Origin of the sequence: Aureimonas sp. N4, from assembly GCF_001463925.1 — a bacterium.
GTDB lineage: Bacteria > Pseudomonadota > Alphaproteobacteria > Rhizobiales > Rhizobiaceae > Aureimonas > Aureimonas ureilytica_A.
The window spans coordinates 36930-62654 of sequence record NZ_BBWS01000010.1 but is presented as its reverse complement, the minus strand read 5'-3'; the positions used below and the strand labels follow the sequence as shown (position 1 = coordinate 62654).

General features: G+C 63.7%; 30 protein-coding genes. 16 read left to right on the top strand and 14 right to left on the bottom strand.

The features are described 5' to 3' along the window. Window positions 1-10 precede the first annotated feature (10 nt). Window positions 11-631, bottom strand: a complete 621-nt coding sequence (gene mobA, locus AUL28_RS03705) for a molybdenum cofactor guanylyltransferase (protein ID WP_062230701.1) — start codon at window positions 629-631, stop codon at window positions 11-13. Beyond that, entirely contained in the window at window positions 628-1539 is a 912-nt protein-coding gene (locus tag AUL28_RS03700; RefSeq protein WP_062230700.1) for a DMT family transporter, read from the bottom strand. The genes mobA and AUL28_RS03700 overlap by 4 nt, the downstream gene beginning before the upstream one ends. Window positions 1540-1801: 262 nt before the next feature. Between AUL28_RS03700 and AUL28_RS03695 the strand changes: the two genes are divergently transcribed. Continuing rightward, window positions 1802-2077 carry a hypothetical protein gene (locus tag AUL28_RS03695; RefSeq protein WP_156419878.1) on the top strand — a complete coding sequence of 92 codons (276 nt, stop codon included), beginning with the start codon at window positions 1802-1804 and terminating at the stop codon, window positions 2075-2077. 102 nt (window positions 2078-2179) lie between these two features. Here AUL28_RS03695 and AUL28_RS03690 read toward each other — a convergent pair whose 3' ends face one another. Next, the gene (locus tag AUL28_RS03690) at window positions 2180-2425 is read right to left on the bottom strand and encodes a YMGG-like glycine zipper-containing protein (RefSeq protein ID WP_058598985.1); all 246 of its coding nucleotides are present in this window, start codon (window positions 2423-2425) and stop codon (window positions 2180-2182) included. Between the two features lie 174 nt (window positions 2426-2599). Beyond that, window positions 2600-3634: a GTP 3',8-cyclase MoaA gene (moaA, locus tag AUL28_RS03685; protein ID WP_062230747.1), complete on the bottom strand. Its 1035-nt coding sequence runs from the start codon at window positions 3632-3634 to the stop codon at window positions 2600-2602. A 107-nt stretch (window positions 3635-3741) separates the two neighbouring features. On the opposite strand from moaA, the gene AUL28_RS03680 reads away from it, so the two are divergent. Beyond that, window positions 3742-4104 carry a gamma-butyrobetaine hydroxylase-like domain-containing protein gene (locus AUL28_RS03680; RefSeq protein WP_058598983.1) on the top strand — a complete coding sequence of 121 codons (363 nt, stop codon included), beginning with the start codon at window positions 3742-3744 and terminating at the stop codon, window positions 4102-4104. Between the two features lie 9 nt (window positions 4105-4113). Here the strand turns inward: AUL28_RS03680 and AUL28_RS03675 are convergent, their stop codons facing one another. From AUL28_RS03675 to rfbA, 6 genes are all read right to left on the bottom strand, one after another. Continuing rightward, entirely contained in the window at window positions 4114-4857 is a 744-nt protein-coding gene (locus tag AUL28_RS03675) for a peptidase (protein WP_058598982.1), read from the bottom strand. Window positions 4858-4998: 141 nt separating this feature from the next. Next, window positions 4999-5940 (bottom strand): alpha-E domain-containing protein, encoded by a 942-nt coding sequence (locus AUL28_RS03670; RefSeq protein WP_058598981.1) that lies wholly within the window; start codon window positions 5938-5940, stop codon window positions 4999-5001. A 113-nt stretch (window positions 5941-6053) separates the two neighbouring features. Then, window positions 6054-7466: a circularly permuted type 2 ATP-grasp protein gene (locus AUL28_RS03665; protein WP_156418210.1), complete on the bottom strand. Its 1413-nt coding sequence runs from the start codon at window positions 7464-7466 to the stop codon at window positions 6054-6056. Window positions 7467-7891: 425 nt separating this feature from the next. Further along, entirely contained in the window at window positions 7892-8647 is a 756-nt protein-coding gene (locus tag AUL28_RS03660) for an ABC transporter ATP-binding protein (protein ID WP_062230698.1), read from the bottom strand. Window positions 8648-8653: 6 nt separating this feature from the next. Continuing rightward, window positions 8654-9493 (bottom strand): ABC transporter permease, encoded by an 840-nt coding sequence (locus tag AUL28_RS03655; protein ID WP_062230697.1) that lies wholly within the window; start codon window positions 9491-9493, stop codon window positions 8654-8656. Between the two features lie 143 nt (window positions 9494-9636). Beyond that, entirely contained in the window at window positions 9637-10509 is an 873-nt protein-coding gene (gene rfbA / locus AUL28_RS03650; protein WP_062230746.1) for a glucose-1-phosphate thymidylyltransferase RfbA, read from the bottom strand. A gap of 137 nt (window positions 10510-10646) precedes the next feature. On the opposite strand from rfbA, the gene rfbC reads away from it, so the two are divergent. From rfbC to AUL28_RS03630, 4 genes are read left to right on the top strand one after another with little or no spacing between them, the layout of a single operon-like run. Then, window positions 10647-11213, top strand: coding sequence for a dTDP-4-dehydrorhamnose 3,5-epimerase (rfbC, locus tag AUL28_RS03645; protein ID WP_058598977.1), 567 nt, complete (start codon window positions 10647-10649; stop codon window positions 11211-11213). Window positions 11214-11218: 5 nt separating this feature from the next. Beyond that, window positions 11219-12277, top strand: coding sequence for a dTDP-glucose 4,6-dehydratase (gene rfbB / locus AUL28_RS03640; protein ID WP_062230696.1), 1059 nt, complete (start codon window positions 11219-11221; stop codon window positions 12275-12277). A 5-nt stretch (window positions 12278-12282) separates the two neighbouring features. Then, window positions 12283-13173 carry a dTDP-4-dehydrorhamnose reductase gene (gene rfbD / locus AUL28_RS03635; RefSeq protein WP_062230695.1) on the top strand — a complete coding sequence of 297 codons (891 nt, stop codon included), beginning with the start codon at window positions 12283-12285 and terminating at the stop codon, window positions 13171-13173. Further along, the gene (locus AUL28_RS03630; RefSeq protein WP_062230694.1) at window positions 13170-14129 is read left to right on the top strand and encodes a rhamnan synthesis F family protein; all 960 of its coding nucleotides are present in this window, start codon (window positions 13170-13172) and stop codon (window positions 14127-14129) included. The genes rfbD and AUL28_RS03630 overlap by 4 nt, the downstream gene beginning before the upstream one ends. Before the next feature lie 47 nt (window positions 14130-14176). Here AUL28_RS03630 and AUL28_RS03625 read toward each other — a convergent pair whose 3' ends face one another. Both AUL28_RS03625 and AUL28_RS03620 read right to left on the bottom strand, forming a co-directional pair. Continuing rightward, window positions 14177-15322, bottom strand: coding sequence for a DegT/DnrJ/EryC1/StrS family aminotransferase (locus tag AUL28_RS03625; RefSeq protein ID WP_062230745.1), 1146 nt, complete (start codon window positions 15320-15322; stop codon window positions 14177-14179). A gap of 305 nt (window positions 15323-15627) precedes the next feature. Further along, the gene (locus tag AUL28_RS03620; protein ID WP_062230693.1) at window positions 15628-16752 is read right to left on the bottom strand and encodes a glycosyltransferase family 4 protein; all 1125 of its coding nucleotides are present in this window, start codon (window positions 16750-16752) and stop codon (window positions 15628-15630) included. Between the two features lie 97 nt (window positions 16753-16849). Here AUL28_RS03620 and AUL28_RS03615 point away from each other — a divergent pair, with 97 nt between their 5' ends. From AUL28_RS03615 to AUL28_RS22970, 8 genes are all read left to right on the top strand, one after another. Next, complete coding sequence (locus AUL28_RS03615) at window positions 16850-17401, top strand: DUF3429 domain-containing protein (RefSeq protein ID WP_082640229.1); 552 nt, start codon at window positions 16850-16852, stop codon at window positions 17399-17401. A 111-nt stretch (window positions 17402-17512) separates the two neighbouring features. Beyond that, window positions 17513-17989, top strand: coding sequence for a TspO/MBR family protein (locus tag AUL28_RS03610; RefSeq protein ID WP_058634284.1), 477 nt, complete (start codon window positions 17513-17515; stop codon window positions 17987-17989). Window positions 17990-18068: 79 nt separating this feature from the next. Then, window positions 18069-18830 (top strand): SDR family NAD(P)-dependent oxidoreductase, encoded by a 762-nt coding sequence (locus AUL28_RS03605; protein WP_058598970.1) that lies wholly within the window; start codon window positions 18069-18071, stop codon window positions 18828-18830. A gap of 191 nt (window positions 18831-19021) precedes the next feature. Further along, window positions 19022-19885, top strand: a complete 864-nt coding sequence (purU, locus tag AUL28_RS03600) for a formyltetrahydrofolate deformylase (protein ID WP_058598969.1) — start codon at window positions 19022-19024, stop codon at window positions 19883-19885. 204 nt (window positions 19886-20089) lie between these two features. Continuing rightward, window positions 20090-20839, top strand: coding sequence for a septum site-determining protein MinC (gene minC, locus AUL28_RS03595; RefSeq protein WP_058599031.1), 750 nt, complete (start codon window positions 20090-20092; stop codon window positions 20837-20839). A gap of 71 nt (window positions 20840-20910) precedes the next feature. After that, entirely contained in the window at window positions 20911-21726 is an 816-nt protein-coding gene (gene minD, locus AUL28_RS03590; protein WP_058598968.1) for a septum site-determining protein MinD, read from the top strand. After that, window positions 21723-21992: a cell division topological specificity factor MinE gene (gene minE, locus AUL28_RS03585; RefSeq protein WP_058598967.1), complete on the top strand. Its 270-nt coding sequence runs from the start codon at window positions 21723-21725 to the stop codon at window positions 21990-21992. The genes minD and minE overlap by 4 nt, the downstream gene beginning before the upstream one ends. Window positions 21993-22056: 64 nt before the next feature. Next, a complete protein-coding gene (locus tag AUL28_RS22970) occupies window positions 22057-22224 on the top strand; it encodes a hypothetical protein (protein WP_192843390.1) in 168 nt (55 codons plus the stop codon). Window positions 22225-22305: 81 nt separating this feature from the next. On the opposite strand, the gene osmF is transcribed toward AUL28_RS22970, so the two are convergent. Continuing rightward, window positions 22306-23217, bottom strand: a complete 912-nt coding sequence (gene osmF / locus AUL28_RS03580; RefSeq protein WP_192843389.1) for a glycine betaine ABC transporter substrate-binding protein OsmF — start codon at window positions 23215-23217, stop codon at window positions 22306-22308. A gap of 263 nt (window positions 23218-23480) precedes the next feature. On the opposite strand from osmF, the gene AUL28_RS03575 reads away from it, so the two are divergent. Together AUL28_RS03575 and AUL28_RS03570 are read left to right on the top strand one after the other, a co-directional pair. After that, window positions 23481-23660 carry a hypothetical protein gene (locus tag AUL28_RS03575; protein ID WP_156419877.1) on the top strand — a complete coding sequence of 60 codons (180 nt, stop codon included), beginning with the start codon at window positions 23481-23483 and terminating at the stop codon, window positions 23658-23660. Between the two features lie 106 nt (window positions 23661-23766). Further along, on the top strand, window positions 23767-24111 hold the full coding sequence (locus AUL28_RS03570; RefSeq protein ID WP_062216742.1) for a RidA family protein: 345 nt from the start codon (window positions 23767-23769) through the stop codon (window positions 24109-24111). Between the two features lie 42 nt (window positions 24112-24153). Here the strand turns inward: AUL28_RS03570 and AUL28_RS03565 are convergent, their stop codons facing one another. Beyond that, window positions 24154-25695 (bottom strand): undecaprenyl-phosphate glucose phosphotransferase, encoded by a 1542-nt coding sequence (locus tag AUL28_RS03565; protein WP_062230690.1) that lies wholly within the window; start codon window positions 25693-25695, stop codon window positions 24154-24156. Between the last annotated feature and the right edge of the window lie 30 nt (window positions 25696-25725).

The window sequence follows — 25725 nt, the reverse complement described above, 5'->3', positions numbered from 1 at the left end:
ACCATCACCCTCATCTTTCGATCGCGCTCAGATGGCGACGTGCGGTCTCCAAGTCTTCTGATGTGTTGACGTTGAAGAAGGGATCGCCGTCCGGGGCTGAGAGTGTCGGCGCAAACTCGATCACCTCGTGCGGATGGCGCGCGATCCAGTGGCGAATCGAAACATTGGACGTATCGCTGTCGAGCCAGGCCGGCAGGTCTTCCAAGGCCGTATCCGGCCAGAGCGCGACGGTCGGTTGCCAATGCGGGCCGAACGCGGCGACACGCACGGTGCCCGGCCGCGCATGGTTGAGGAGACGTGGGGCTAGATCGCGGGGAAGAAAGGGCGTGTCGCCCGGCACGGTCAGAAGCGCGAAGGGCGCGTCGTCCTCGCGTCGGATCGCGCGATAAAGCGCCGCGAGGCCAGCAAGCGGGCCGAGGCGCTCGGGCCGTCCGTCCTCCACCGTCTCGAAGCCGAACGGCGCGAACAATTCGTGCCGATCCGTCGAGACGAGAATCCTCTCGACGTGACCGCGCAGTGGCATCAGCGCGCGCTCGGCCATGGTGCGGCCCGCCAGATCGAGAAGCGGTTTGACGACGCCGCCGAGGCGCGAGGCCGCGCCGCCCGCCAGAAGCGCGCCATAGACCTTCATGGACCCGTGCTCCCCGCGCGCGCCGCGCGCCGGGCCACCCCTTCGCGGTGGATCGTGTAGGCACCGCTACCCACCACGATGAGCGAGCCCAGGATCTCGAAACCGTCCGGCCGCTCCTCGAAGACCAAGGCTCCGAGAGCCATGGCGAAGATCAGGATCGAATAGCGGAAGGGTGCGACGAAGCTCATGTCTCCGACGCGCATCGACGCGACGATCATGATGTAGCCTGCGCCGATGGCAAACGCGCCACACAGAAGAATTAGCCAGCTCGCTCCCGATACGGGCGACCAGCCGACCGCCGGCAGCATCAGAAAGCCGGTGATGGCGACAGCAATCGATGTGACCGTCGCCACCTGCAGAGAGGAAATGGAGGTCGGCATCCGGCGCGTCACGAGATCGCGCATCGCGGCGAAGACGACGGAGATCAGAACCCAGACGGCGTAGGTGTTGAACCCGTCCGTCGCCGGCCGCAAGATCACCAGAACGCCCACGAACCCGACGGCGATGGCGACCCAGCGTCGCCAGCCGACGCTTTCTCCCAGGAACAGCGCCGCCCCGATCGTGATCGTGAAGGGCAGGGCTTGGAAGATCGCCGAGGCATTGCCTAGCGAAAGATGCTTGAGCGCCGAGATGTAGGAAATGGTCGTCAGGATGTCGGCCAGGGTGCGCAACAGAACGGCGCGATGACGAAGGCGCGACAGTGGACGGAGAACGCCTTGTTGCAAGCCGAGCGCGATCAGGAGGCAGGATACGATGACCCCGCGAAGGGCCATGATCTGAGGTGCCTCCATGGAGGCGGAGAGCGTTTTCACCATCATGTCGTTGAGGGCGAAACAGGCCATGGCGCCTGTCATCAGGAGGCTCGCGCGCGCATTCTCGCTGGCGAGAGAGGAGCCTGACGCGTTCATAGGCATTCGCCTTCACCATATCGATGCCTGCTTCTAAAGGCTTAAGGTGAGCGCGGACAAGCGCCAGCGGCCGTCGCAATGCGTGGCCGGGTCGGCGCTTTGGCGAAGGCGTTGACGCTACGACAGGGTTATCCACAATTTGAAGTGTCTCGCGAAGAAACCGGCAAGACAATCGCTCTAGATTGGAAGCGAGCAGTTGCTTCAGCCTATGTGAGGGCTGGCCCCGATCTCGGGACTGCGGAACGCGGGACGACGCCAGATCATGATGGATCGATTGGCATTTTCAGATGATGCGGTGCGAAGCCAGCAATTGACGCAATGGCGCACCACCTGGAGCAAAGCCGGCGCAACCGCGACGCTCGCCAATCCGGCCGAGGTGCAGGTCCCTGGACCGGCTTCTGCGATCGCGGGCGGGCTTGCCGCCGCCGCGACACTTTCACCCGCCTTCGTGGCTTTGCCGATCTCCGTCAGCGGCGGGGCTTATGCGATTTCAGCGACATCGGCATCCAACGCCTACAAGGAAGACGGCAGCCGATAGCGCGCTCTCGTTTCTTATAGCGGCGATACGCCGAAAGCATCAGGGGATCGACCACGAGCGCGTTAATCCCCTGAAGCATAAGTGTCAGAGCTTCGTCTCGGCTCAGTATCCTCGATAATATCCGTTGTTGGCCCGACGACCGGATTCGCGGCCGATCAGCGCGCCCGCCGTGCCGCCGGCCAAGCCGCCGATCACCGCGCCGCCCGAACCGCCGATCGCATCGCCAACCACCGCGCCGCCCGCGCCGCCGATCAAGGCACCGCCCACGGTGCGCTCCGTGGTGGTGCAGCCGGCCGTCACCATCACCACGGCACCAAGGGCCAAGCTGGTCTTCACAAAGGTTTTCATCGGAGCCTTCCAAACGCTGGTGCTGAACTGACCGGGGTAACGCGAACCGTTAACAGGTCGTTCCAAGTTCAGCCGCCCGAGCGTTGCGGCAAATACCGTGGCTCCCTAGAAATCCACCAGTATAGCGCGTTCCCGCGTCGGGCTTTCGCAATTCGGCGAAGCGATTTGCGGAGATCAGCCGCCCGTCACGCTCATATGGCGGGACACGGAGGGGCGTTTGGTGGCGCGATCGATGACGAAATCGTGACCCTTGGGCTTGCGGGAAATGGCTTCGTCGATCGCCCGATGCAGCGCTTCGTCGCCCTCCGAACCGCGCATCGCGCCGCGCAGATCGGCCGCGTCCTCCTGCCCGAGGCACATGTAGAGCGTGCCCGTGCAGGTCACCCGAACCCGGTTGCAGCTTTCGCAGAAATTGTGGGTCATCGGCGTGATGAAGCCCAGACGCCCGCCCGTTTCCGCCACGTCCACATAGCGTGCGGGGCCGCCCGTCTTGTAGGGAATGTCGCGCAGCGTGAAGCGCTCTTCAAGGCTACGGCGAACCTGGTTCAGGGGCAGGTAGCGATCGGTGCGATCCTCGTCGATCTCGCCGAGCGGCATGGTCTCGATGACCGTCATGTCCATGCCGCGCTCGTGGGCCCAGCGCATCATGAAGGGCAGTTCGCCTTCGTTGAAATTCTTGAGCGCGACGGCGTTGAGCTTGAGCTGGATGCCCGCCGCCAAAGCCGCGTCGATGCCGGCCAGAACCCCGGCGAGATCGCCGCGCCGCGTGATGTGACGGAACTTGTCGGGATCGAGCGTGTCCAGCGACACGTTGAGGCGTTTCACGCCGCAGGCTGCGAGATCCCTGGCAAAACGTTGGAGCTGCGAGCCGTTGGTGGTCAGCGTCAGCTCGTCCAGATTCCCGCTCTCCAGATGACGAGACAGGGAACGGATGAGGTAGAGAATGTTCTTGCGCATCAGCGGCTCTCCGCCCGTCAGCCGGAGCCGGCGCACGCCCCGCTCGATAAAGGCCGACGACAGACGGTCCAGCTCCTCCAGCGTCAGGAGATCGCGCTTGGGCAGGAACTCCATATCCTCCGCCATGCAATAGGTGCAGCGGAAGTCGCAGCGATCGGTCACGGAAACACGGAGATAGGTGATCGCCCGCTGGAACGGGTCGATCAGCGCGGGCTTCTCCGGGCGCGGGGCGAGAGGCGTGATCAGGGTCATGCTCGGCGGCGTCGAACCGCCATCCTTTCCTTGCGTCGTGTGACGAATGTGGAAAGGCTTGCCAATGCGGTCAAGCGGGAGCATCACACTCGCTGAGGAGAATGACCATGTGCGCCGCGCCTGTCCCCGAAGAAATTCGCGTTTTGCCTGATCGCAAGACCCTGGTTTTGCGCTTCGGAAGTGCGCCGCCGGCCGAAATCACGGCCGAGATGCTGCGCGTTCTATCGCCTTCGGCCGAGGTGCAGGGCCATTCGCCGGACCAGCGCGTCACCGTCGGCGGCAAGCGCGAGGTGCGGATCGCCAATATCTTTCCGGTCGGCCATTACGCCATCCGAATCGCCTTCGACGATCGGCATGATACCGGCATCTACACCTGGACCTATCTGCTCCAGCTCGCGCGCGACGGCGGGCGTCTGTGGAACGCCTATCTGGACGAACTCGCGGCCAAGGGCCTCAGCCGCGATTCCTGACGAATCGGGTCAGCGCTCGACACCTGCCGGACTGAACGCCGGCAGTTGATCGAAGGCCGATTTCAGCGCATCGCCCCAGCCTTCCGAAATCTGCCGGTAATAGGGATCGCGATCGTCGAAGCGCTGGCGATAGCCAGTTTCGAGCTTGTCGGTCTCATAAACTTGAAGATCGATCGGCAGGCCCACCGAAAGGTTCGACTTGATGGTCGAATCGAAGGACACGAGCAGAAGCTTCACCGCATCTTCCAGCGACATGGTGGGCTCGTAGGTCCGCACCAGAATCGGGCGACCATATTTGTGCTCGCCGATCTGGAAGAACGGGTTGTCGGGGCCTGCCTCGATGAAATTCCCTTCGGGATAGATCATGAAGAGGCGAGGGCGGCCGCCCTTGATCTGCCCGCCCAGAATGAAAGAGCCGAGGAAGCGGCTCGATCCGTCGCTGCCTTCGTTCGTATAGGAGATCACCTCGCGCAGTGTCTCGCCAACGAGCTTTGCCGTCTGGAACATGGTCGGCTGCGTCAGGAGTTTGGGCTTGCGATCATGCGAGGCCAGGCCGCGCTCTTCCAGAAGCGAGATGGTGGACTGCGTCGTCGCCAGATTGCCCGCCGACATGAGGCAGAGAAAGCGATCACCCGGCATGTTCCAGGTGCGCAGCTTCGTGACGACGGAAATATTGTCGATCCCGGCATTGGTGCGGGTGTCCGACATGAAGACCATGCCACGATTGAGAAGGAGACCGACGCAATAGGTCACTTCGAACGCTCCTGACGCTTTCCGCTCCCACGGGAGCCGTTCGGCGGCAGCTTATGCCGAAGGAGGTTAACGCCATCAACCACACGCGGCGCGGCATCGCAACAGAAGCGTCCCACTATCGGGGCGGATCTGCCGTGACGATCAGGAATAGAAGCTGAAGTCGCGCGCGATCTCGTTGGACAAGCGGTTGTTGTCCACGATCAGCGTTTCCAGGAACTCATGCAGGCCGGTCTCCAGGATTTCGGTGACGCTGTGCTGCTCCAGCCGGGTGGAGATGGCGCGAGCCGTCGCATGGCATTCGCGCTCCTGCCCGTAGGCACGGGCGAGATAGTCGAGGCTGTCGTTGATGCAGCGATAGGAATAGGCGAGCGAACGCGGCATCCGCCGATTGAGAAGCAGGAAGTCGATGATGTCGACCGCCCGCAAGTCCGCGTCATATTCCCAGGCATAGGAGCGCAGCGCCGAGACCGAGCGCAGGATCGAGCCCCATTGGTAATTGTCGAGCGAGGAGCCGACCGACGAATGGGTCGGCATGAGCACCCAATATTTCACGTCGAGAATGCGGGCGGTGTTGTCGGCGCGCTCCACGAAGGTGCCGAGATTGCAGAAGTCGAAGATCGGATTGCGCAGCATCGTCCCGTGGAACGAGCCGCGAATCAGTGCCGTGCGGGCCTTCACAAGGTCGAGAACGGCCGGAAGATCGTCCACGGGCTGAGAGAGATGCTGGCGCAGGATCAGCCAGCTTTCGTTGATCGCCTCCCATGTCTCGCGCGTCAGCGCCGTGCGCACCATGCGCCCGTTGGTGCGCGCGATGCCCATGGAGGAGATGACGCTCGACGGATTGTCGAAGTCGCGCAGCATGTAATCGACGATCTGGTTCGGCTCGAAGCTCCGGTATTTCGCCAGATACCCTGTCTCGACGCCTGCCGACACGAGCACGGACTGCCATTCGTCGGGTTCGGCCGAAAGGTTGGTCAGCGACAGGCGCAGGCCGGCATCGAGCAGACGGGCCATGTTCTCGGCACGCTCGATATAGCGCTGCATCCAGAAGAGTCCGTTGGCGGTGCGTCCGAGAAGAGCCATGTGTCGCGATTCTGATCCTGTTGGGGCGGCGCGAGCCGAAGACGGTTACGTGCGTACGATGACCGAGCGAAAAGGGAAATGGCCCGGCCGCGAACGGCCGAGCCGGGAGGACATCAGTCTTCCAGAACCCAGGTGTCCTTGGTGCCGCCGCCCTGGCTGGAATTCACCACGAGCGAGCCCTCTTTGAGCGCGACGCGCGTCAGCCCCCCCGGAATGATCTTCACGCTATCGGACACGAGCACGAAGGGGCGCAGGTCCACATGGCGCGGCGCGAGACCTTTTTCGGTCAGAATCGGAACGGTGGACAGGGCCAGCGTCGGCTGGGCGATGTAGTTTCCGGGGCGCGCGCGCAGCTTGGCGGCGAAGGCCTCCCGCTCGGCCTTCGAGGCCGCGGGGCCGACCAGCATGCCGTAGCCGCCCGACCCGTGCACTTCCTTCACCACCAGGTCTTCGAGGTGCTCCAGCACGTAGGCGAGGCTCTGTTCCTCGGCGCAGCGCCATGTCGGGACGTTTTCGAGAATGGCCGGCTTGCCCGTGTAGAACTCGACGATCTCCGGCATGTAGGAATAGATCGCCTTGTCGTCCGAAATGCCGGTGCCCGGCGCATTGGCGATGGTGATGCCGCCGTTGCGATAGACGTCCATGATGCCGGGAACGCCGAGCACGGATTCGGGCCGGAAGACGTCCGGGTCGAGGAAGGCGTCGTCCACGCGGCGATAAAGGACATCGATCGGCACGTAGCCTTGCGTCGTGCGCATGGCGATCCGGCCGTCCACCAGCTTCAGATCGGTGCCTTCCACCAGTTCGACGCCCATCTGGTCGGCGAGGAAGGCATGCTCGTAATAGGCCGAATTGTGGATGCCCGGCGTCAGCACCGCAACACGCGGCGTGCCCTTGCAGGCGGGCGGGGCGACCGCCTGAAGCGAGCGGCGGAGATGGCGCGGATAGGTTTCCACCGGGCGCACGCGATTCTGCGCGAAAAGCTCGGGAAACATCTGCATCATCGTTTCCCGGTTCTCGATCATATACGAGACGCCGGAGGGCGTACGGGCATTGTCTTCCAGCACGTAGAACTGGTTCTCGGCCGTGCGCACGATGTCGACGCCGATAATATGGGTATAGACGCCGCCCGGCGGTCGGAAGCCGACCATCTGCGGAATGAAGGCCTCGTTGCCCTTGATCAGCCGCTCGGGAACGATGCCGGCCTTCACGATCTCCTGGTCATGATAAATGTCGTCCAGAAAGGCGTTGAGCCCGCGAACGCGCTGTTCGATGCCTTCCGCCAACTTCGACCATTCGCGGCCGGAAATGATGCGCGGAACGAGATCGAAGGGGATCAGGCGCTCGGCGGCTTCCTCATCGCCATACACGTTGAAGGTGATGCCGGTGCGGCGAAAGAACCCTTCGGCCTCGGTGGCCTTGCGCGAAAGAGTCTGGGGAACCTGCGTCTCGAACCAGGAATGGAAACGGCGATAAGGATCGCGAACGCCTGCTTCGCTCGCCAGCATTTCGTCGAATGCGCTCAACCCAACCCCCCGATTTATCAACCATCACAAGAATGGCCTAAACCGTCCAAATGCCAAGCCTCGTGACGCGGCATGGCTGATATTCCGTCGCGTCGAGCGGGCTCGGGTCAGGCTCGGGCAGTCACGTCGCTTATTCCGGCGGCAAAGCGTGGCGTGAAACGAGGCATCTGCCAAATGGATGGGCGGAGGGCCAGGCCGTCGAGGACGCGGTCTTCCGGTTCGAAAGCAAGCCTCGAATCACAGGGCTCGTAATGATGTGAACGGGAAGGGAGGCCACGAAGCATGGGACCTCGCGGATCGGTCCATCGGCTTGAGCGCTGGATGGTTCTCGCTTCGGCGGCGAGGTATCCCGACGGCATGAATCTCGCAGGTCGCGACTAGCCGGCGGGGCAGGGTGATCCTCCGCCGCCTTCGTTGGGCGCGTCTCAGCCCTGCCCGAGCGAGGCATGATAGGCAGCCAGCACCTCGTCGATCTCGCCCTGCATCCGCATACGCCCATGTTCCATCCAGATGCCCGTCTGGCACCACTGACGCAGCATGTCGTCGGCATGGGAGGCGAGAACGAGGAGACCGGCTTCGCCGATGAAACGGCTCATCCGCTCGCGCGCCTGCGCGATGAAGGCCGCGTCGCCCGCGCCGATGCCCTCGTCGATCAGCAGGATGTCGGGGCGGATCGACGTCGAAACGGCGAAGGCGAGACGCGTCGCCATGCCCGCCGAATAGGTTCGGATTGGCATGTCCAGAAACTCGCCGAGATCGCTGACGAGGGCGATGTCCTTTGCGCGCTCGTGGATCTCGCGCTTGGAATAGCCGAGCAACATGCCGCGCAGGATGATGTTGTCCCAGCCCGTCGCATCCGGGTCCATGCCGAAGCCGATGTCGAACATCGGCGCCACATCGCCCTCGACGCTGACGCGGCCTCCCGTCGGCGCATAGATGCCGGCGATGACGCGCAGCATGGTCGACTTGCCCGCGCCATTGTGTCCGATCAGGCCGACGCGCGTGCCGTGCGTCAGGTCGAAGGAGACATTGTCGATGGCCCGAACCGACATCCGGCCGCTGTCGCGCGGTTGGATCTGGCCGCCCGTCGCAGCCGACAGAACATTGTTCTTCAGCGAGCGATTGCTCGCGTTGAACACGGGAATGTCGACCGAGACGTTCTCGAACTTGATCGAAGCCATTTGGGATCAGGCCCAGTAAGCGATGCGCGGACGATAGCGCGCGAAGAAGTGGAAGGCGACGAAGCCCATCGCCAGCGTGATGGCGATGCAGACGCCCCAGTTTTCCAGCGAGGCGGCATGGCCGAGCAGGGGATCGCGGATGATCTCGATGAAGTGATAGAAGGGATTGGCGTGGAGAAACAGCGCGCGCTCGGGCACCTGCTTCGCGTCCCAGAGGATTGGCGTCATGAAGAAGACGATCTGCACGACGCTTTGAATGATCATCGGAATATCACGGAAGCGCGCGCAGAGCGGCCCGAGAATCATGGCCATGAAGAAGCCGTTCGCCGTGATCAGGACGAAGGCCGGAAGGAACATCAGCCCGTTCAAGCCCGGCCAAAGCCCGAAATAAAGAGCGACAGCGATATAGATGATGAAATTATGCCCGAAGGTGATGATCTGCCGCCAGACGAACTGGTAGACATAGATGCTGAGCGGCATCCGAACCTGCCGCACGGACGAGGCGGCGGACGAATAGACGTCGCAGCTGCCCACGATCAAGCCGCTGATCAGGCCCCAGGTGATGAAGCCGACCGCCAGGAAGGGCAGATAATCCTGAATGGGCTGCTTGAAGATCTGGGAATAGAGAACGCCCAAACCCAGCACCATGAATCCCATGGACAAGGTCAGCCAGAATGGACCGAGCAGCGAGCGCTGATAATGCTTGCGCACGTCGCGCCAGCCGAGAAACAGCCAGAGTTCACGCAGGCCGAGCCCCTTGGAAAAGTCCGCAAGGCATTCGCGCATCCGGTCCGCGCGGTCGGCTCGACCGTTCGAGACATAGACAGGAGCATCCGTGGAAGACATTCTGCCGATGGTCCTTTCCAGCAGGCATCGTGGCGACCTCGGCGCTTCATGCGCCATCGGCCACCATGGCCGGGCGGGAAGAGCCGCCCAGCGAAGTCGCGCTGATATAGGTTCGCCTCGCCTGCGACAAGCGAGGCTGACGATCAGAGGCCGCCAGCCGCGATCTTCTGAAGATAGATGCCGTATTGGCTCTTGCCGAGTTCCTTGCCGAGGCGCGTCAGCTGGTCGGCATCGATGAAGCCAAGATTGAAGGCGATCTCCTCGGGGCAGCAGACTTTGAAACCCTGACGATGTTCGAGCGTGCGCACGAACTCCGCTGCCTGAAGAAGGGAATCGGGCGTGCCCGTGTCGAGCCAGGCGAAGCCGCGCCCCATGCACTCGACGCTGAGCGAGCCTTCTTCCAGATAGACCCGGTTGAGATCGGTGATCTCCAGCTCGCCGCGCGGCGAGGGCTTGAGCGAGCGGGCGATCTCGGATGCACGTCCGTCGTAGAAATAAAGTCCCGTCACCGCCCAGTTCGACGCGGGCTTGAGCGGCTTTTCCTCGATTGAGGTGGCACGCCCCTCTTGGTCGAAGGCGACGACGCCGTACCGCTCGGGATCGTTGACGTGGTAGGCGAAGACGCTCGCGCCGCTGTCGCGCTGCACGGCACTGCCCAGAAGCTCGGGCAGACCGTGGCCGTAGAAGACGTTGTCGCCGAGAATCAGTGCCGACTTTTCGCCACCGACGAAGTCCTCGCCGATCAGATATGCTTGCGCCAAGCCGTCCGGGCTCGGCTGCTCGGCATAGGTGAACCTCATGCCCCAGCGCTCGCCCGTGCCGAGCAGCGCGCGGAAGCGCGGCAGGTCGTGCGGAGTCGAGATGATGAGAATATCCTTGATGCCGGCGAGCATCAGCACCGACAGCGGATAATAGATCATCGGCTTGTCGTAGACGGGAAGCAGCTGCTTCGACGCCGTCAGCGTCATCGGGTGCAGCCGGGTGCCGCTTCCACCCGCCAGAATGATCCCCTTCATCGCCATGCCTCCATCCGTCCTGTTAACCCATTCCGCTCGTGCAGGCTTGGCCGGGGCAGTTCGCGCTGCTTCCCTTCTTGCCGCAATGCGGGCAATAACTGTAAACGCGTTCAAAACCAACAGGCGAAGGTTGTTTCATGCTCGAAGTCCGCGCTCTGGAAATACCGGACGTTCTGGAAATCACACCGAGAAAATTCGGGGACGAACGCGGCTTCTTTTCCGAAACCTTCAATCGCGAGCGTCTGCGCGCCAGTGGCGTGGACAAGGACTGGATGCAGGACAATCAGTCCTACTCGGCCGAGGCCTTTACGTTGCGGGGCCTCCATTACCAGGAGCCGCCTTTCGCGCAGGACAAGCTCGTGCGCGTGCTTCGCGGCAAGATCTTGGATGTCGCGGTCGATATCCGCCTGAAATCGCCCACCTATGGGAAGTGGGTCGCGCTGGAGCTTTCGGCCGAAAGCTTCAACCAGATTCTGGTGCCCGTCGGCTTCGCGCATGGCTTCGTCACGCTCGTGCCGCATACGGAAGTCTTCTACAAGGTGAGCGCGCCCTATAGCGGGCAGCACGACCGTTCGATCCGCTTCGACGATCCGGATTTCGCAATCGAATGGCCGCTGGGAGGACGTCAGCCGATCCTCTCTACTAAGGATGAGGCCGCGCCGCATCTTCGCGACATCGAGTCGCCCTTCGTCTACGAGGCCTGACCATCATGAAGATTCTCGTCACCGGCGGCGCCGGCTTCATCGGCTCGGCCGTCTGCCGGCATCTGATCAATGACACCGATCATTCGGTGATCAACTTCGACAAGCTGACCTATGCCGCCAGCCTGTCCTCCCTGGATTCGATCGCCTCGAACCTGCGCTATTCTTTCGTGAAGGGCGATATTCTCGATCGCGCCTTCGTGCTGGATCTGCTGCGCCGCGAAGCGGTCGATGCGATCATGCATCTGGCCGCCGAAAGCCATGTGGATCGCTCCATCGATGGACCGGGCGACTTCATCCAGACCAATATCGTGGGCACGTACGAGCTTCTGGAAGCGGCGCGCACCTACTGGTCCGGCTTGGAAGGCGAGAAGAAGGCGGGCTTCCGCTTTCATCATATCTCGACCGACGAAGTGTTCGGCGATCTGCCGCTGGACGACAGCCTTTTCACAGAAGACACGCCTTATGCGCCGTCCTCGCCCTATTCGGCGTCGAAGGCGGCGTCCGACCATCTGGCGATGGCTTGGCACCATACCTACCATCTGCCGGTCGTCCTCTCGAATTGCTCGAACAATTATGGCCCCTACCATTTCCCCGAGAAGCTGATCCCGCTGATCATCCTCAACGGGCTGGAGGGCAAGCGCCTGCCGGTCTACGGCAAGGGCGAGAATGTGCGCGACTGGCTCTATGTCGAGGATCACGCTCGGGCTTTGGCGTTGGTCGCGACCCAGGGCGAGCTTGGCCGGTCCTACAATATCGGCGGGCGCAACGAGCGCTCCAACCTGACCGTGGTGGAGACGATCTGCGACACGCTGGATCGCCTGTCGCCGCTGCCCGATGGCACCAAGCGCCGTTCGCTGATCGACTTCGTGACCGATCGTCCGGGCCATGATCTGCGCTATGCGATCGACGCCACTCGCATCGAAACGGAGCTGGGCTGGAAGGCGCAGGAGACGTTCGAGACCGGTCTCGAAAAGACGGTTCGCTGGTATCTCGACAACAAGGGTTGGTGGCAGCCGATTCGCGAAGGCCGCTATAGCGGCGAGCGTCTCGGCGCGAAGGCGTGACGGCGATGCGGCTTCTCGTGACAGGGCGCGACGGTCAGGTCGCGCAGGCGCTTCTGGCGCTCTCGGGGTCCGATGTGGAGGTGGTGGCGCTCGGCCGCCCGACGCTCGATCTCACCGATCGCGCCTCGATCGAGCGCGCCATCGCCGAGCATCGGCCGGATGTCGTGGTGAACGCCGCCGCCTATACGGCGGTGGATAAGGCGGAAAGCGACGAGGCGGCAGCCTATGCGGTCAACGCCGAGGGCGCCGGCCACGTCGCGGCTGCTGCCGCCGCGGCTGGGCTTCCGGTCGTTCATATCTCGACCGACTATGTCTTTGCCGGTGACAAGGCGGGACCCTATGTCGAGAGCGATCCGACCGGACCGCAGGGCGCCTACGGCCGCTCCAAGCTCGAGGGCGAGCGGCTGGTCGCACAGGCCAATCCGAACCACGCGATCCTGCGCACGGCCTGGGTCTACGGTCCCTATGGCGCGAACTTCCTGAAGACCATGCTGCGTCTTTCGCAAACGCGCGATCTCTTGCGCGTCGTCGCCGATCAGCGGGGAACGCCGACCTACGCTCCCGATATTGCCGAGGGCATCGTCGCCGTATCCCGTGCGCTCGTGAGTGCACCGGGAGATGCGTCCAAGCGCGGCGTGTTCCACATGGTGTCCGAAGGGGAGACGACCTGGGCCGGTTTCTCCGAGGCGATCTTCTCACGTTTGGCCGAGACGGGTGGCAAGCACGTGACGGTGGAGCCGATCACCACGGCCGATTATCCGACGCCCGCCAAACGCCCGGCCAATTCGCGTCTCGACACGACACGCTTCCGTCAATCCTTCGGCCATAGCCTGCCCGAATGGACCGAAGGCGTGTCCCGCTGCATGGCGGCTCTGGCCGCGAACGAGGCTCCTTGAAATACGACGTTCCCGTCATCTTCGTCCATGTCTTCTACCCCGATGTCTGGGCGGAGATGGCCGAGGAGATCGCCCGAAGCTTCGATCGGCCGTTCGAGGTCGTTCTGACCTGTCCGAACCCGGCGCTCGAATTGGTGACCGTCCAGAGCCCGCATCTCGTGCGTCAAAGACGGATCGATGTGGAGAACCGGGGGCGGGACGTCCTACCCTTTCTTCTGGCGCTGAAAGAAGTCGGCCCGAACTTTGGGGTCGGCCTGAAACTGCACACCAAGCGCTCCAAGCATCGCAGCGACGGAGAAGCGTGGCGGCTGCATCTGACCGGCACGCTGCTTCGCCCCGCTGCCGGGGAAACGGTGCCGGAGCCGCTGGCTCTGATGGAAGAGGATACGCGCATTGGACTGGTTGCACCGGCCAACCATATGCTGTCGCTCGATAGCCGCATCGGCCTGAACGCGCGCGCTTTGCGCCGGGTGGCGGATGCCCTCCAGCTTCCTCTCGATCTCGAAGCGTTGGAGAGTGACCATTTCGCCGCCAGTTCCATGTTCTGGTTCCGGCGGGGCGCGCTCGAAGCTCTGAACGAGCCGAAGCTGAAAACGCTGTTCGAGCGCGAAAAGGGCCAGCTCGACGGAACGGTGGCCCATGCACTGGAGCGTCTCTTCGCGCTTTTGGCCGAGCGACGCGGCATGATTGCGACGGCCGCCGAAGCCGTTCCGGCCTTGCGCAGGGCGTCGCGCGAGGGGGCCTCGTTCAGTGAGATGGCGTCACTCGCCCGGACGGAACTACGGCCGCTCGAGAACCCGTTCATTCTTCCGGTGCCGGAGCTCTGGCGGCGTTATCCCCGCCTGATGCTGGTGGCCCATCATCTTTACCACCATCTGCCGCGACCGATGTTCGTCGTCGCGCGCGTGGTGTTCCGTATTATGATGCGGCGGCCGCGCCGTTCGATCTCGGGGTGAAACGGGAGGGGCGAGCGGTTCTCGCTCCGCCCCAGAACTCCTTGGGCTCAGGCGACCTGAACGGCGCTCAACGATTCCGCCACCGCCTGCACGATGCGATCCTGTGTCTCGTCCGAGAGATAGGCGTGCATGGGCAGGCTCACCACCTCGCCGCATAGCGCTTCCGTCACGGGCAGGCCGTTGCCGCCGACCGGGAAGTGGCGATAGGCCGTCTGCTGGTGCAGGCCCTTGCCGTAATAGATGACGGTCGGGACGCCGCGCTCTTTCATCGCGGCCATGAAGGCGTCCCGCCGGCCGCCGGGCACCCGGATCGTGTATTGCGCCCAGGTGGAGACGACATCGTCGGCGATCGTCTGAGGGGCGACGCCGAGCAGCATCTCACTATAGCGCGCGGCAATGCGCATCCGCGCTTCGATCTCGCCGGCAAAGAGCGGCAGCTTCTCGTTCAGGACAGCGGCCTGGAACGAGTCGAGACGGGCAGTCAGTCCCAGGCGGACATTGTCATATTTGTCGCTGCCGCTGCCATGGATGCGAATGGAGCGCAGGATGGCGGCGAGCTCTTCGTCGTCGGTCTGGATCGCACCACCGTCGCCGTAGCAGCCGAGCGGCTTGGCGGGGTAGAAGCTGGTGGCCACGACATCGGCCCAGTGCCCGGCGAGATGCCCGTCGCGCGTCGAGCCGAAGCCCTGCGCCGCATCGGAAATCAGCTTCAAGCCGAACTCGTCCGCCGTCGCGCGGATCGGCGCGTAGTCGGCGATCTGGCCGAACAGGTCCACTGCGATGATCGCGCGCGGGCGCAGCTCGCCTCGGCTGGCGACGTCCGCCACCGTCTGGCGCAGGTGCGCGGGGTCCATGTTGAACGTATCGGGCAGGACATCGACGAAAACGGCCGTCGCGCCGGTGAGGCCGACGACCTCGGCCGTCGCCGCGAAGGTGAAGCTCGGCACGAAGACGGCATCGCCCGGCCCGATGTTCCAGGCCATGAGCGGCATCAGGAGCGCATCCGTTCCCGAGGCGCAGGAGATCGTCTCCTTCATCCCGCTGAAGGCCGAAAGCGCCGTTTCGAACTCGGCCACCTCGGGCCCCTGGATGAACGAGCCCTGATCCATGATCCGGCCGAGCCGCGCTTCGATCCGCTCGCGAATGAGATCGCGCTGCGTGGCCAGATCGATGAACGGAATCGGTTGGGTCATGTCGGGGTCCTCGTCAGAAACGGATGCGGCGACGCGCATCCGCAGCGTCTCAGCGCTCAGAGCCTGTTTGGAAACTCCCCGGCGGAGGGCTGGCGAGGGATTTTTCGGTCTTCGGGCGGAGGCAAACGCAGTCGATGCCGGCGGCATCGGCTGATATTGACGACAAACCGAGGCCGTAAAAGAACCCCCGGACCGACCCGGTGGAGTTTCCAAACAGGCTCTAAAGCCTCGCGGCGCGAAATCCAAGCGAGGCGAAGGGAGGGCCTATCACGATTGATGGGCCGGGGCGCAAGCGCGTGATGGCGCTAGCCGAGACCCATGCGACGGTAGAGCGCGGCGACGGTCGCCATCACATCCTCTTCGGTATAGCCTCTGCGCACACGGGCCGCCGCGCTCTCGCCCAGGGCCGAGAGGCGCGCGCGATCTTGCGCGAGTTCTTCGATCCGGGCCGCGAAGCCGGCGGCATCGCCGACGGGCAGAACATATCCGTCTTCGCCATCGCGAACGAAATCGCGGCAGCCCGGAACGTCCGTCGTCAAGGCCGCGCGCCCGCAGGCCGCCGATTCCAGAAGCGTGCGGGGCAGACCTTCGCCGCCGCGTGAGGGTAGGATGGCCAGATCGTGCTCGCGCCAGACGGAGGCGATGTCGCGGGTCGGCCCGTACCAGCGCAGGCCCGGCTCGCGCGACCAATCGTGCAGCATGTCCAGCGGCACCGCCTTGGGGTTGGAGGGATCGGGTGAGCCGTAAAGGTCGAGCTCGACATTCGTGCCGTTCGAACGGGCGAGCCGAACGGCCTCGACGGCCGTGTCCACGCCCTTCGACCAGAGAAGGCGGGCGACGAGGGCAAGGCGCAATGTATCTCCCTCGGGCAGGGGAGAGGCGGGATAGCGTGCAGGATCGATGCCGGCACCATTGACGATCGTCACCTGGGGCGAAGCGGGGTCCAAACCGAGCAGGCGCGGGTCGTCATGGTTCTCGAACAGGTAATGCGTGCCAGCGGTCTCCAGCCCCCAACGCACGAAGGTGCGAACGATCCGGCGGGCAAGGCGCGCCGTCCCGTCCTGCCGCGCGCCGAGAAAGCCGAGGCCGGTCAGTGCGAAGACGGTCCGCTTCACGCCTGCCAGTCGGGCGGCGAGGCCGCCGACGAGAATGGGCTTCAGCGAGATGCAGTGAACGAGATCGGGCCGCTCGCGGCGCAGGATGGCAGCCAGCCGCCGTGCCGTGTCCAGCGCGTGAAGCGGGTTGGTGCTCCGGCGCTCGGCTTCCAGCGCGACGACGCGGGCACCGGTCGCCTCGATGATTTCGGCATGATCGCGAACGCGCGTCACCACCACCACGTCCAGCCCAAGCTTCAGGCCAACGCGGGCCATGGGGAGGAAGTGAGACGCGAAGAACCAATCTTCGGTTACGACGAACAGGAGCTTGCGCAAGGTCGAACGGGTCCGCTGGGAGCGATGAGGTGCGGCTTATCGCGCGGCGAGTGAGGCGAATAGGGCGGTCAAGCCTCTCTTGGGACGAAAAGCGGCGATGCGTGGCGCCCGCGCGCTGGAAGAGCGAGAGGTGTTGCCTAACTCGCCTTCCATGACCCAGCGCGCACCTGAAACGATCACCCTGCCTATCCACGAGCCGCTTCGCCCGCCCCCGGAGGATTGGCTGCTGGCCTATGCGGCGATCGTGCCGATCACGGCGGGCGCGCTTTCGCTCTTCGTTCTGCCGGACTGGAGCGCGACGCTCCTGCCGCTGACCCTCGTCTGGGCCGGGGCAATCGTGACGTTCCTGTCGGGCGTGCGGCGCGGGGTGAGCTTCCGTATGCCCGATGGCGCCCATCTCAGCCAGTTGGCGATGATGATGTGGCTTTTTCTCGCCGGCATCGGCTCGATCCTGCTGACCGGAGCCGGGCGGTTCGGCCTCGCGACAGCTCTTCTCCTCCTAGCTTATCTTTCGCTGGCGGTGCTGGACCCGATCGCTGCGCGCAGGGAGGAAGTGCCGAACTATTTCGCGGGACTGCGACCGATGCAGATGGGGTTGGCGGTCGTGTCTTTGGCTGTCGTCGGCCTGCGCGTTACCGGTTGGATTTGACCCCTCATGCTACCGTCTATCGAGAACTCGCCGGTCGATACGCCCCGTGCGTCGTGACGACGCGGCAGGCGCATGGGGCGTTAGGCGCATGACAGATTGGTGGACTCTCCCATGACGACTTCCATTCTCATCCTTCTCGGCTTCATCCTGTTCTCGGGGCTGATCGCCGCCAGCGGCATCGTCTTCAAGCCGGGCACTTGGTATCAGGGGCTGACGAAACCATCCTGGACGCCGCCCAACCGCGCCTTCCCGATCGTCTGGAGCGTGCTTTACCTCCTGATCGCCATCAGCGGGTGGCTGGTCTGGCGGCAGGCCGGCTTCGTGATCATCCCGTTCGGCATCTTCCTGGGGCAGATGATCCTGAATTTCCTTTGGTCGATGCTGTTCTTCGGCCGGCGGCGGCCCGACCTCGCCTTTCTCGACATAACGCTGCTGGGCCTCGCCATCGCGGTCAATATCCTGGCCTTCTGGCCCTATAGCCGGACAGCGGCGTTTCTGCTCGTGCCTTATCTGGCCTGGGTCTGCGTCGCCGGCGCGCTCAATCTTAAGGTCTGGCAGCTCAATCGAGACCGCGGCACATTTGCTTAGACAGGTGTCTTGACGCCCGTTCGGTGCCTTGCCAATCCGGCTTCACACAAAGCGGGCCTATCGCCTGCCGGGAGGTTTCATGTCCTATGCCATCTATCCCAGCCTGCGCGGGCGCACAGTTTTCGTCACGGGCGGCGCGTCTGGCATCGGGGCGGACATCGTGCGCGCCTTTGTCGATCAGGGCTCCAAGGTGGGCTTCGTGGATATCGATGCCGAGCGCGGAGCCAAGCTGGCTGAAGACCTGTCGGGCAAGGATTGCGACGTGGCCTTCGAGCCCTGCGACCTCCGCGATATCGATGCGCTGCGCGCTGCCTTCGCACGGCTCGAAGCCTGGCTCGGACCGGCCACCGTCCTCGTCAATAATGCCGCGCGGGACGATCGCCACGGCTGGGAGGACGTAACCCCGGATTATTACGACGAGCGCATCGCCACCAATCTGCGGCACATGTTCTTCGCCATCCAGGCCGTCGCGCCCGGCATGATCGCGGCCGGCGGCGGATCGGTCATCAATTTCGGCTCGAACTCCTGGTGGGAAGCGGGCGGCGGAATGCCGGTCTATACGACCGCGAAATCGGCCGTGCACGGCATGACGCGCTCCTTTGCGCGCGATCTCGGCCCCCATCGCATCCGCGTCAACACGGTGGTTCCCGGCTGGATCATGACCGAGCGCCAGAAGGAGCTTTGGGTGACGCCCGAGGCGCTGGAGGCCCATCTCAAGCGCCAGTGCCTGCCGTTTCCGATCGAGCCGGTCTATCTCGCGCGCATGACCTTGTTCCTCGCCTCCGACGACGCGGCCATGTGCACCGCCAACAATTACATGGTGGAAGCGGGCTCGATCTGAGCCGGGGCCATGCGCCGCTCTCCGCCTCGCTTCCCGGCGGCCGTGGGATCGGTTAGGGGAGGGCATGTCCAGCGCCTGCTCAGCCGAAGCGACCCCGCTTCGGCTTCGGCCTATGCCTGAAAACAAATGGTGAGGGTCTTCCTCTTGAACGAAGGTTCCGGGGAGGGCTCTCGCGCCTGCCGGAGTGTGCCGTGCCCAGCCCCGAATATATTCTGACCCTGTCCTGTGCGAACCGTCCGGGCATTGTCGCTGCCGTGTCGCGGCATCTCTACGACAATGGCGCGGACATTCGCGAGGCGCACCAGTTCGACGACCCGGAAACCGGTCGCTTCTTCATGCGCGTGCGTTTTGCCATCGTGGAATCGGTGGTGCGGGTCGAAAGCCTGACCACGGCCTTCTCCGCGATCGCCGAGCGGTTCGGCATGGATTGGCGCATCGCGGCCAACGATGCGCGCCAGAAGGTGCTGATCCTCGTCTCGCGCTTCGATCACTGCCTCGCCGATCTTCTCTATCGCTGGCGGATTGATGAGTTGCGCATGGACATCGTGGGCATCGTCTCGAACTACCCGCGCGAGACCTATGCCCATCATGATTTCGACGGCATTCCGTTTCACTATCTGCCGATCACGCGCGACACCAAGCCGCAGCAGGAGGCCGACATCATCCGCATCGTGGAGGAAACCGGCGCCGACCTCGTGGTGCTCGCGCGCTACATGCAAATCCTGTCGGACGAACTCTCGGCCTATCTCTCGGGCCGCTGCATCAACATCCATCACTCCTTCCTGCCCGGCTTCAAGGGCGCCAAGCCCTATCATCAGGCGCATCGGCGCGGGGTGAAGCTGATCGGCGCGACGGCACACTATGTGACGGCCGATCTCGACGAGGGCCCAATCATCGAGCAGGATGTCGAGCGCATATCGCATCATGACGCGCCGGAAGACCTCGTGCGCAAGGGCCGCGACATCGAGCGCCGCGTCCTGTCGCGCGCCATCGCTTGGCATCTCGACAACCGCGTGATCCTGAACAAGGACAAGACGGTGATCTTTCGCGATTGAGAGGCGGAACCTTTGCCGCGTTTCGCCACTATGGGCATCCCATTGATCGGGATGCCCTTTTTGTTTGGCATCCATAGAATCCAGCAGGCCATACCCCCGCGCCAGGGGGCTTCGGCCGCCTCCATCTGCCGCAGGTCGGCGAAGAGTTAACCCTCAGTTAAGGCTGAACGGTTTAACTCCCTCAGCAACAAAGCGTTAATGAAGATGACCGAAGCCCTACCGAACAGCAAAGCGGTCCGCCTGCGCGGCCGATCCTTTCTCGCGCTGGTCCTGTCGCCCGAACTGCCGTTCCGCGACTGGCTCGCGCAGCTGGACGACCTTGCCCGGCGCTCCACGGGCTTTTTCCTGGGCCGGCCCATCGTTCTGGATGTGGCGGGTCTGCCGATCACCCGCGAGCAGCTGGCCGATCTGCTCGCGGAACTGACCAAGCGCAATGTCCGCGTCATGGGCATCGAAGGCGCACTGCCTTCGATTCTCGGGCCGGGGATGCCGCCGGAAATGCGCGGCGGCCGCAACGCCGCTGACATCGAGATGCCCGACGAAACCTCCGCCCCGGCGGCGGCGAAATCCGGCGCGGCGCCTCAAGCGCCCGCCGTTCCGCGCATGACGGCGCCGCCCGTCACGCCGGCGCTGGTGATCGACACGCCGGTTCGCTCGGGCCAGTCGATCATCTTCCCAGAAGGGGACGTCACCGTTCTCGGCCATGTCGCCTCGGGGGCCGAGGTCATCGCCGGCGGTTCGATTCATGTCTACGGCGCCCTGCGGGGGCGGGCGCTGGCAGGGTCGGCCGGCAATGCCAATGCGCGCATCTTCTGCCGCAAGCTTGAGGCCGAACTGATCGCCATCGACGGTCTCTACAAGACCGCCGAGGACCTCGACCCCAAGATGCTGGGCCAGCCCGTCCACATCTGGCTCGACGACACGGCTCTGAGAACCGTGGTCCTATCGAACTGAGCTCGCCTCCAGGCGGGTGCGACGGCCGAACGAAACGAAACGAAAAAAACGACAACAGGGAAAGGCCTGACATGGCTGAGGTGATGGTGGTGACATCGGGCAAAGGGGGCGTCGGAAAGACCACCTCGACCGCCGCGCTGGGCGCAGCTCTGGCACAGAGCGGCCAGAAGGTCGTCGTGGTGGACTTTGACGTCGGCCTGCGCAATCTGGACCTCGTGATGGGCGCCGAGCGGCGCGTGGTCTACGACCTCATCAACGTGGTTCAGGGCGACGCGAACCTCAACCAGGCGCTGATCCGCGACAAGCGCGTCGACACGCTCTGCCTGCTTCCGGCCTCGCAGACCCGCGACAAGGACAACCTGACCCAGGACGGCGTCGATCGCGTCATGGATCAGCTCCGCGCGCAGTTCGACTGGGTGATCTGCGACAGCCCGGCCGGCATCGAACGCGGCGCGACGCTGGCGATGCGCCATGCCGATCTCGCCGTCGTCGTCACCAACCCGGAAGTGTCCTCGGTGCGTGATTCCGATCGCATCATCGGCCTTCTCGATTCCAAGACGCTGCGCGCCGAAAAGGGCGGCCGCATCGAGAAGCATCTGCTTCTGACGCGCTACGACCCCATTCGTGCCGAGCGTGGGGACATGCTCAAGGTCGACGACGTTCTGGAAATTCTCTCCATCCCGCTTCTGGGCATCGTACCGGAAAGCGCGGAAGTTCTGCGCGCGTCGAACCTCGGCACGCCGGTCACGCTGTCGGACGCCCAGAGCGCGCCGGCGCGGGCCTATATGGACGCCGCTAAGCGGCTCATGGGTCAGACCGTCCCCATGAACGTGCCGACGGACAAGCGCGGTCTTCTGGGCAAGTTCTTCAGCCGGAGGGCTGCATGAGCCTCTTCAACTTCTTCAACAAGCAGCGGACCACCGCCCCGGCGGCGCGTGAGCGCCTCCAGATCCTGCTCGCCCACGAACGCGCCGAGATTGGACAGTCCGATCTCGTCGCCGTGCTGCGCGAGGAAATTTTGGCCGTCATCGCGCGCCATGTTCCCATCAACCGGGACAAGGTCAAGGTGAAGATGGACCGCAAAGATCAGATGTCGACGCTGGAAGTCGACATCGAATTGCCGCAGCAAGCGGCGCTCCTGACGGCGCATTGAAGCCGGCCGGACAGTCTGTCCGGCGGGCCGAAGCCGTTCCACACCAAAGGGAAAGGAGACAGTCATGAGCAGCAGAGCCGAGCTTCTCGTTCGTCTGCAGGAGGTTCAGAACCTCCCACAGATGCAGGGACGCAACATCCGCTCCATCGCGTCCATCCTGTCGACCGAAGCGCTCCGCAAGCATGTGGAGGTCTGCGAAGCGCAGGCCCGCAAGGGCGAGGCGAAGCAGTAGGACCCAAGCCCGACCGCTGAAACGAAAAGAGCCCGGCTGCATGATGCGGCCGGGCTCTTTTCGTTGGTCGGCGCGTGAATCCTATTTCAGGAGATTCTTCGAGCGCAGATAGTCTTCGGCCACCGCGCGCGCCGGCTCGCCGCCGAGCTGGACGCGGCCGTTCAGCTCCTGCAGCGTCACGAGATCGAGGCTCTCGAAGATCGGCTTCAGCAGGCCTTCGATCTCCGGGTGCTCCTTCAACACGGTTTCGCGAACGATCGGCGCGGGCTGATAGACCGGCTGCACGTTCTTGTCGTCCTCCAGCACCTTGAGATTGGAGGCCGCGATGCCGCCATCCGTGCCATAGACCATGGCGGCGTTGACGCCGTTGGTGTTCTGGGCTGCCGCCGCGATCGTCGCCGCCGTGTCGCCGCCCGAAAGCGTCAGCAACTGATCTGGCTTCAGCGTGAAGCCATAGGTCGTCTGGAACGAGGGCAGGGCGGAGGCGGAGTTCACGAATTCGGCGGAGGCGGCGAGCTTCACGTCGCCGCCCTTGGCCACATAAGAGCCGAACTCGCTGAGCGTCGTCAGCTTGTTCTGGTCCGCGACATCGCCGCGCAGCGCGATGCCCCAGGTGTTGTTGGCCGGCGAGGGCGTCAGCCAGACGATCTTGTTGGCGTCGTAGTCGAGCTTCTTGGCCTCCGCATAGGCCTTGGCCGCGTCCTTCCAGAGCGGGTCCTCGGCGCGGTTGAAGAAGAAGGCCGCATTGCCTGTATATTCGGGATAGATGTCGATCTCGCCCGATGTGATGGCCTTGCGCACCACCGGCGTTCCGCCCAGCTGAATGCGGTCGGTCGTCTCAATCCCGCCATTCTGCAGCGCCAACATGATCATGTTGCCGAGGACGCCGCCTTCGGTATCGATCTTGGACGAGACAGTGACGGGTGCGGCGAAAGCCCCGCTCGCCAAGGTTGAGCCGATAAGCAAGGCGGCTGCGAACACGGGAAGGCGCATCGAATGTCTCCAGATCGGGAGAGCCCGACGCTGTTGAGCGACCGGGCTGCAGGTGGTTCGAAACGGCAAACTGGAGCAGCACCGGCCGGAAGCCAGAGTGCCGGTGCCGCAGCCACGCCGTTCGATGCGAATCTTGATCGTTTCAAATCGCCAAAGGGACTGTTCTTCGGCGGCTAAATGGTTAAAATTCCGTAAATCTCTACGGAACCAAGCTGGAAACAAAGTGTTCGTCTGACTCCCGCCCTGATGAAATGGGGAACTCCATGACAGCGTCCGATATCGTCACCGCCCTTGAGGCGGGGCTGATAACCGAAAACGAAGCCGTCGAGCAGGGCATGGTCGAGCGCCTGTCAGACCTCTACGGAAAAGTTTCCACGTCGTCGCGCTTTGGCGCCTCGTCCGGCCGCGAGCCGCAGACCGCCAGGGTGTGGTCGCCCCGCTGAGGCGGGCCGAACCGCATCGCTTGATCATGGCTGGAAACGCTTGCTGACCTTGCTCATTCGCATCTAGAACGCAGCCGGCACAAAGCCCAAAGCGGAAGGATTTCGTATGAGCATTCGTCGCATCGAGCCCGGTCATCGCATGAGCGCGGCCGTCGTTCACGGCAACACGGTCTATCTCGCGGGTCAGGTCGGCAATCCCGGTGAGGATGTGACCGCTCAGACCAAGACGGTGCTGTCCGAGATCGATCGCCTCCTGGCCGAGGCCGGCACCGACAAGTCCAAGATCCTTCAGGCGACCGTCTGGCTCGCCGACATGAAGGATTTCGGCGCCATGAATGCCGTGTGGGATGCTTGGGTCGATCCGTCCAACAAGCCCGCGCGCGCGACTGGCGAGTCGAAGCTCGCCACGCCCGACTACTTCGTCGAGATCATCGTTATCGCCGCCATCTGAGGTGGTCGGCCGGCGCGATCATTCCGCGCCGGCCTTTTCGTTTCAGTATGCGCCTTGGCTGCGCAGCAGGCTGATGGGCGTTATCACGAGAATGCGGATGTCCAGAAGCAGGGACCAGTTCTCGATGTAATAGAGATCGTAGTCGAAGCGCTTCTTGAGCTTTTCGCTGTCGTCGATTTCGCCGCGCCAGCCATTGATCTGGGCCCAACCCGTGATGCCGGGCTTGACCTTGTGCCGCCCGAAATAGCCGTCGACGATTTCGGTGAACGTCGCGTCGAAGCTCGAGCGGGCATGGACCGCGTGCGGGCGTGGGCCGACCAGCGAGAGTTCGCCCGTCAGCACGTTGAACAGCTGCGGCAGCTCGTCGATGGAACTGCGCCGGATGAAGCGACCGACGCGCGTGACGCGCGGGTCGTTATGGGTGACGATCTTGCGCGCGAGAGGATCGGCCATCTCATGGCGCAGCGAGCGGAATTTCCAGACATTGATGATCTGATTGTTGAAGCCGTGGCGCTTCTGGCGAAAGAAAACAGGGCCGGGGCTGTCGAGCTTGATGGCGATCGCCGTCGCCATCATGACCGGGCTCAGCGCGATCAGCGCGAATGTGCCGACCACGAGATCGAGCGTGCGCTTGGTGATCATGCTCCATTCCGCGAGCGGCCGATCGAAGGCGTTCAGAAGCGGAATGTCGCCCAGGAACGAATGCGAACGGGAGCGGAACCGCAAGTCGGCCGAGGAGGCGGCGACGCGAATATCCAGCGGCAGAACCCAGAGTTCACGCATGATCGAGAGCAGCCGGGCTTGTGCGCTCATCGGCAGGGTTACGATCAGCATGTCGATACGGGCGCGCCGCGCGAACTCGGTCAATTGCGCGATGGAGCCGAGCTTGGGATAGCCCGCCACGATCGGCGGGGAGCGGTCGTCGCTCCGGTCATCGAAGATGCCGCAGATACGCACATCGTTGTCGGGGTGCATTTCGAGGCGGCGAATGAAGGCCTCCGCCGCGCTGCCGCCGCCCACCAGGATCGCGCGCCGCTCCATGAAGCCGTTGCGAACCCATCGGCGCATCCGCCGGGCCAGGAAAAAGCGCACGACGCTCAAAAGGCCGAAGCCGGCGATGGCCCAAATCCAGAGATCGTGGGTCAGCGCCCAGGTCAGCTTGCCGGTGAGGGAGGCGCATAAGCCGACGATGATCGTGGCGGAAAAGATCGAGGCGCCCAGGCGAAGGAACTGCGAGCGGCGCGAACGCAGCACCGCAGGCTCATAGCCGTGGGTCATCTGCATCATTGCGGCCAGGACGACGATCAGGAGCGCGCTGAGGCTGAGGCGCGCGATCAGACCATCGACAGAGTTGCGGAGGCAGATGATCGCGAGAAGGCCGAGCACGACGATCTCGAAGAGACGAACGAGCCCGCTCGCCAGACGGGGCGACAGAACGCGGCGCTCCAACATCTGAGCCAGACGACGGGCGTTGACCGGCAGCTCGACCTCCGCCGCATCCCGCTTGATCTCCTTCTCGTCCGGACGATAGGTGCGAACGATATCGCGCTCGAAAAGATTGGCCTTTGGCTTCCTGTTCTTCATCCGATCGCCACCCTTGCGCCGGCGGGCTCT

Bases quoted from the DNA above. Each gene is read 5' to 3' on its own strand.
- AUL28_RS03625 (WP_062230745.1), bottom strand. From the start codon at position 15,322: ATGACCCAACCGATTCCGTTCATCGATCTGGCCACGCAGCGCGATCTC.
- AUL28_RS03575 (WP_156419877.1), top strand. From the start codon at position 23,481: ATGACAGCGTCCGATATCGTCACCGCCCTTGAGGCGGGGCTGATAACC.
- minC (WP_058599031.1), top strand. From the start codon at position 20,090: ATGACCGAAGCCCTACCGAACAGCAAAGCGGTCCGCCTGCGCGGCCGA.
- rfbC (WP_058598977.1), top strand. From the start codon at position 10,647: ATGCTCGAAGTCCGCGCTCTGGAAATACCGGACGTTCTGGAAATCACA.
- AUL28_RS03695 (WP_156419878.1), top strand. From the start codon at position 1,802: ATGATGGATCGATTGGCATTTTCAGATGATGCGGTGCGAAGCCAGCAA.
- moaA (WP_062230747.1), bottom strand. From the start codon at position 3,634: ATGACCCTGATCACGCCTCTCGCCCCGCGCCCGGAGAAGCCCGCGCTG.
- AUL28_RS03660 (WP_062230698.1), bottom strand. From the start codon at position 8,647: ATGGCTTCGATCAAGTTCGAGAACGTCTCGGTCGACATTCCCGTGTTC.
- rfbA (WP_062230746.1), bottom strand. From the start codon at position 10,509: ATGAAGGGGATCATTCTGGCGGGTGGAAGCGGCACCCGGCTGCACCCG.
- AUL28_RS03690 (WP_058598985.1), bottom strand. From the start codon at position 2,425: ATGAAAACCTTTGTGAAGACCAGCTTGGCCCTTGGTGCCGTGGTGATG.
- rfbB (WP_062230696.1), top strand. From the start codon at position 11,219: ATGAAGATTCTCGTCACCGGCGGCGCCGGCTTCATCGGCTCGGCCGTC.
- AUL28_RS03565 (WP_062230690.1), bottom strand. From the start codon at position 25,695: ATGAAGAACAGGAAGCCAAAGGCCAATCTTTTCGAGCGCGATATCGTT.
- AUL28_RS03655 (WP_062230697.1), bottom strand. From the start codon at position 9,493: ATGTCTTCCACGGATGCTCCTGTCTATGTCTCGAACGGTCGAGCCGAC.
- AUL28_RS22970 (WP_192843390.1), top strand. From the start codon at position 22,057: ATGAGCAGCAGAGCCGAGCTTCTCGTTCGTCTGCAGGAGGTTCAGAAC.
- AUL28_RS03680 (WP_058598983.1), top strand. From the start codon at position 3,742: ATGTGCGCCGCGCCTGTCCCCGAAGAAATTCGCGTTTTGCCTGATCGC.
- AUL28_RS03570 (WP_062216742.1), top strand. From the start codon at position 23,767: ATGAGCATTCGTCGCATCGAGCCCGGTCATCGCATGAGCGCGGCCGTC.
- minD (WP_058598968.1), top strand. From the start codon at position 20,911: ATGGCTGAGGTGATGGTGGTGACATCGGGCAAAGGGGGCGTCGGAAAG.
- AUL28_RS03610 (WP_058634284.1), top strand. From the start codon at position 17,513: ATGACGACTTCCATTCTCATCCTTCTCGGCTTCATCCTGTTCTCGGGG.
- AUL28_RS03670 (WP_058598981.1), bottom strand. From the start codon at position 5,940: ATGGCTCTTCTCGGACGCACCGCCAACGGACTCTTCTGGATGCAGCGC.
- minE (WP_058598967.1), top strand. From the start codon at position 21,723: ATGAGCCTCTTCAACTTCTTCAACAAGCAGCGGACCACCGCCCCGGCG.
- osmF (WP_192843389.1), bottom strand. From the start codon at position 23,217: ATGCGCCTTCCCGTGTTCGCAGCCGCCTTGCTTATCGGCTCAACCTTG.
- AUL28_RS03700 (WP_062230700.1), bottom strand. From the start codon at position 1,539: ATGAACGCGTCAGGCTCCTCTCTCGCCAGCGAGAATGCGCGCGCGAGC.
- AUL28_RS03605 (WP_058598970.1), top strand. From the start codon at position 18,069: ATGTCCTATGCCATCTATCCCAGCCTGCGCGGGCGCACAGTTTTCGTC.
- rfbD (WP_062230695.1), top strand. From the start codon at position 12,283: ATGCGGCTTCTCGTGACAGGGCGCGACGGTCAGGTCGCGCAGGCGCTT.
- mobA (WP_062230701.1), bottom strand. From the start codon at position 631: ATGAAGGTCTATGGCGCGCTTCTGGCGGGCGGCGCGGCCTCGCGCCTC.
- AUL28_RS03615 (WP_082640229.1), top strand. From the start codon at position 16,850: ATGCGTGGCGCCCGCGCGCTGGAAGAGCGAGAGGTGTTGCCTAACTCG.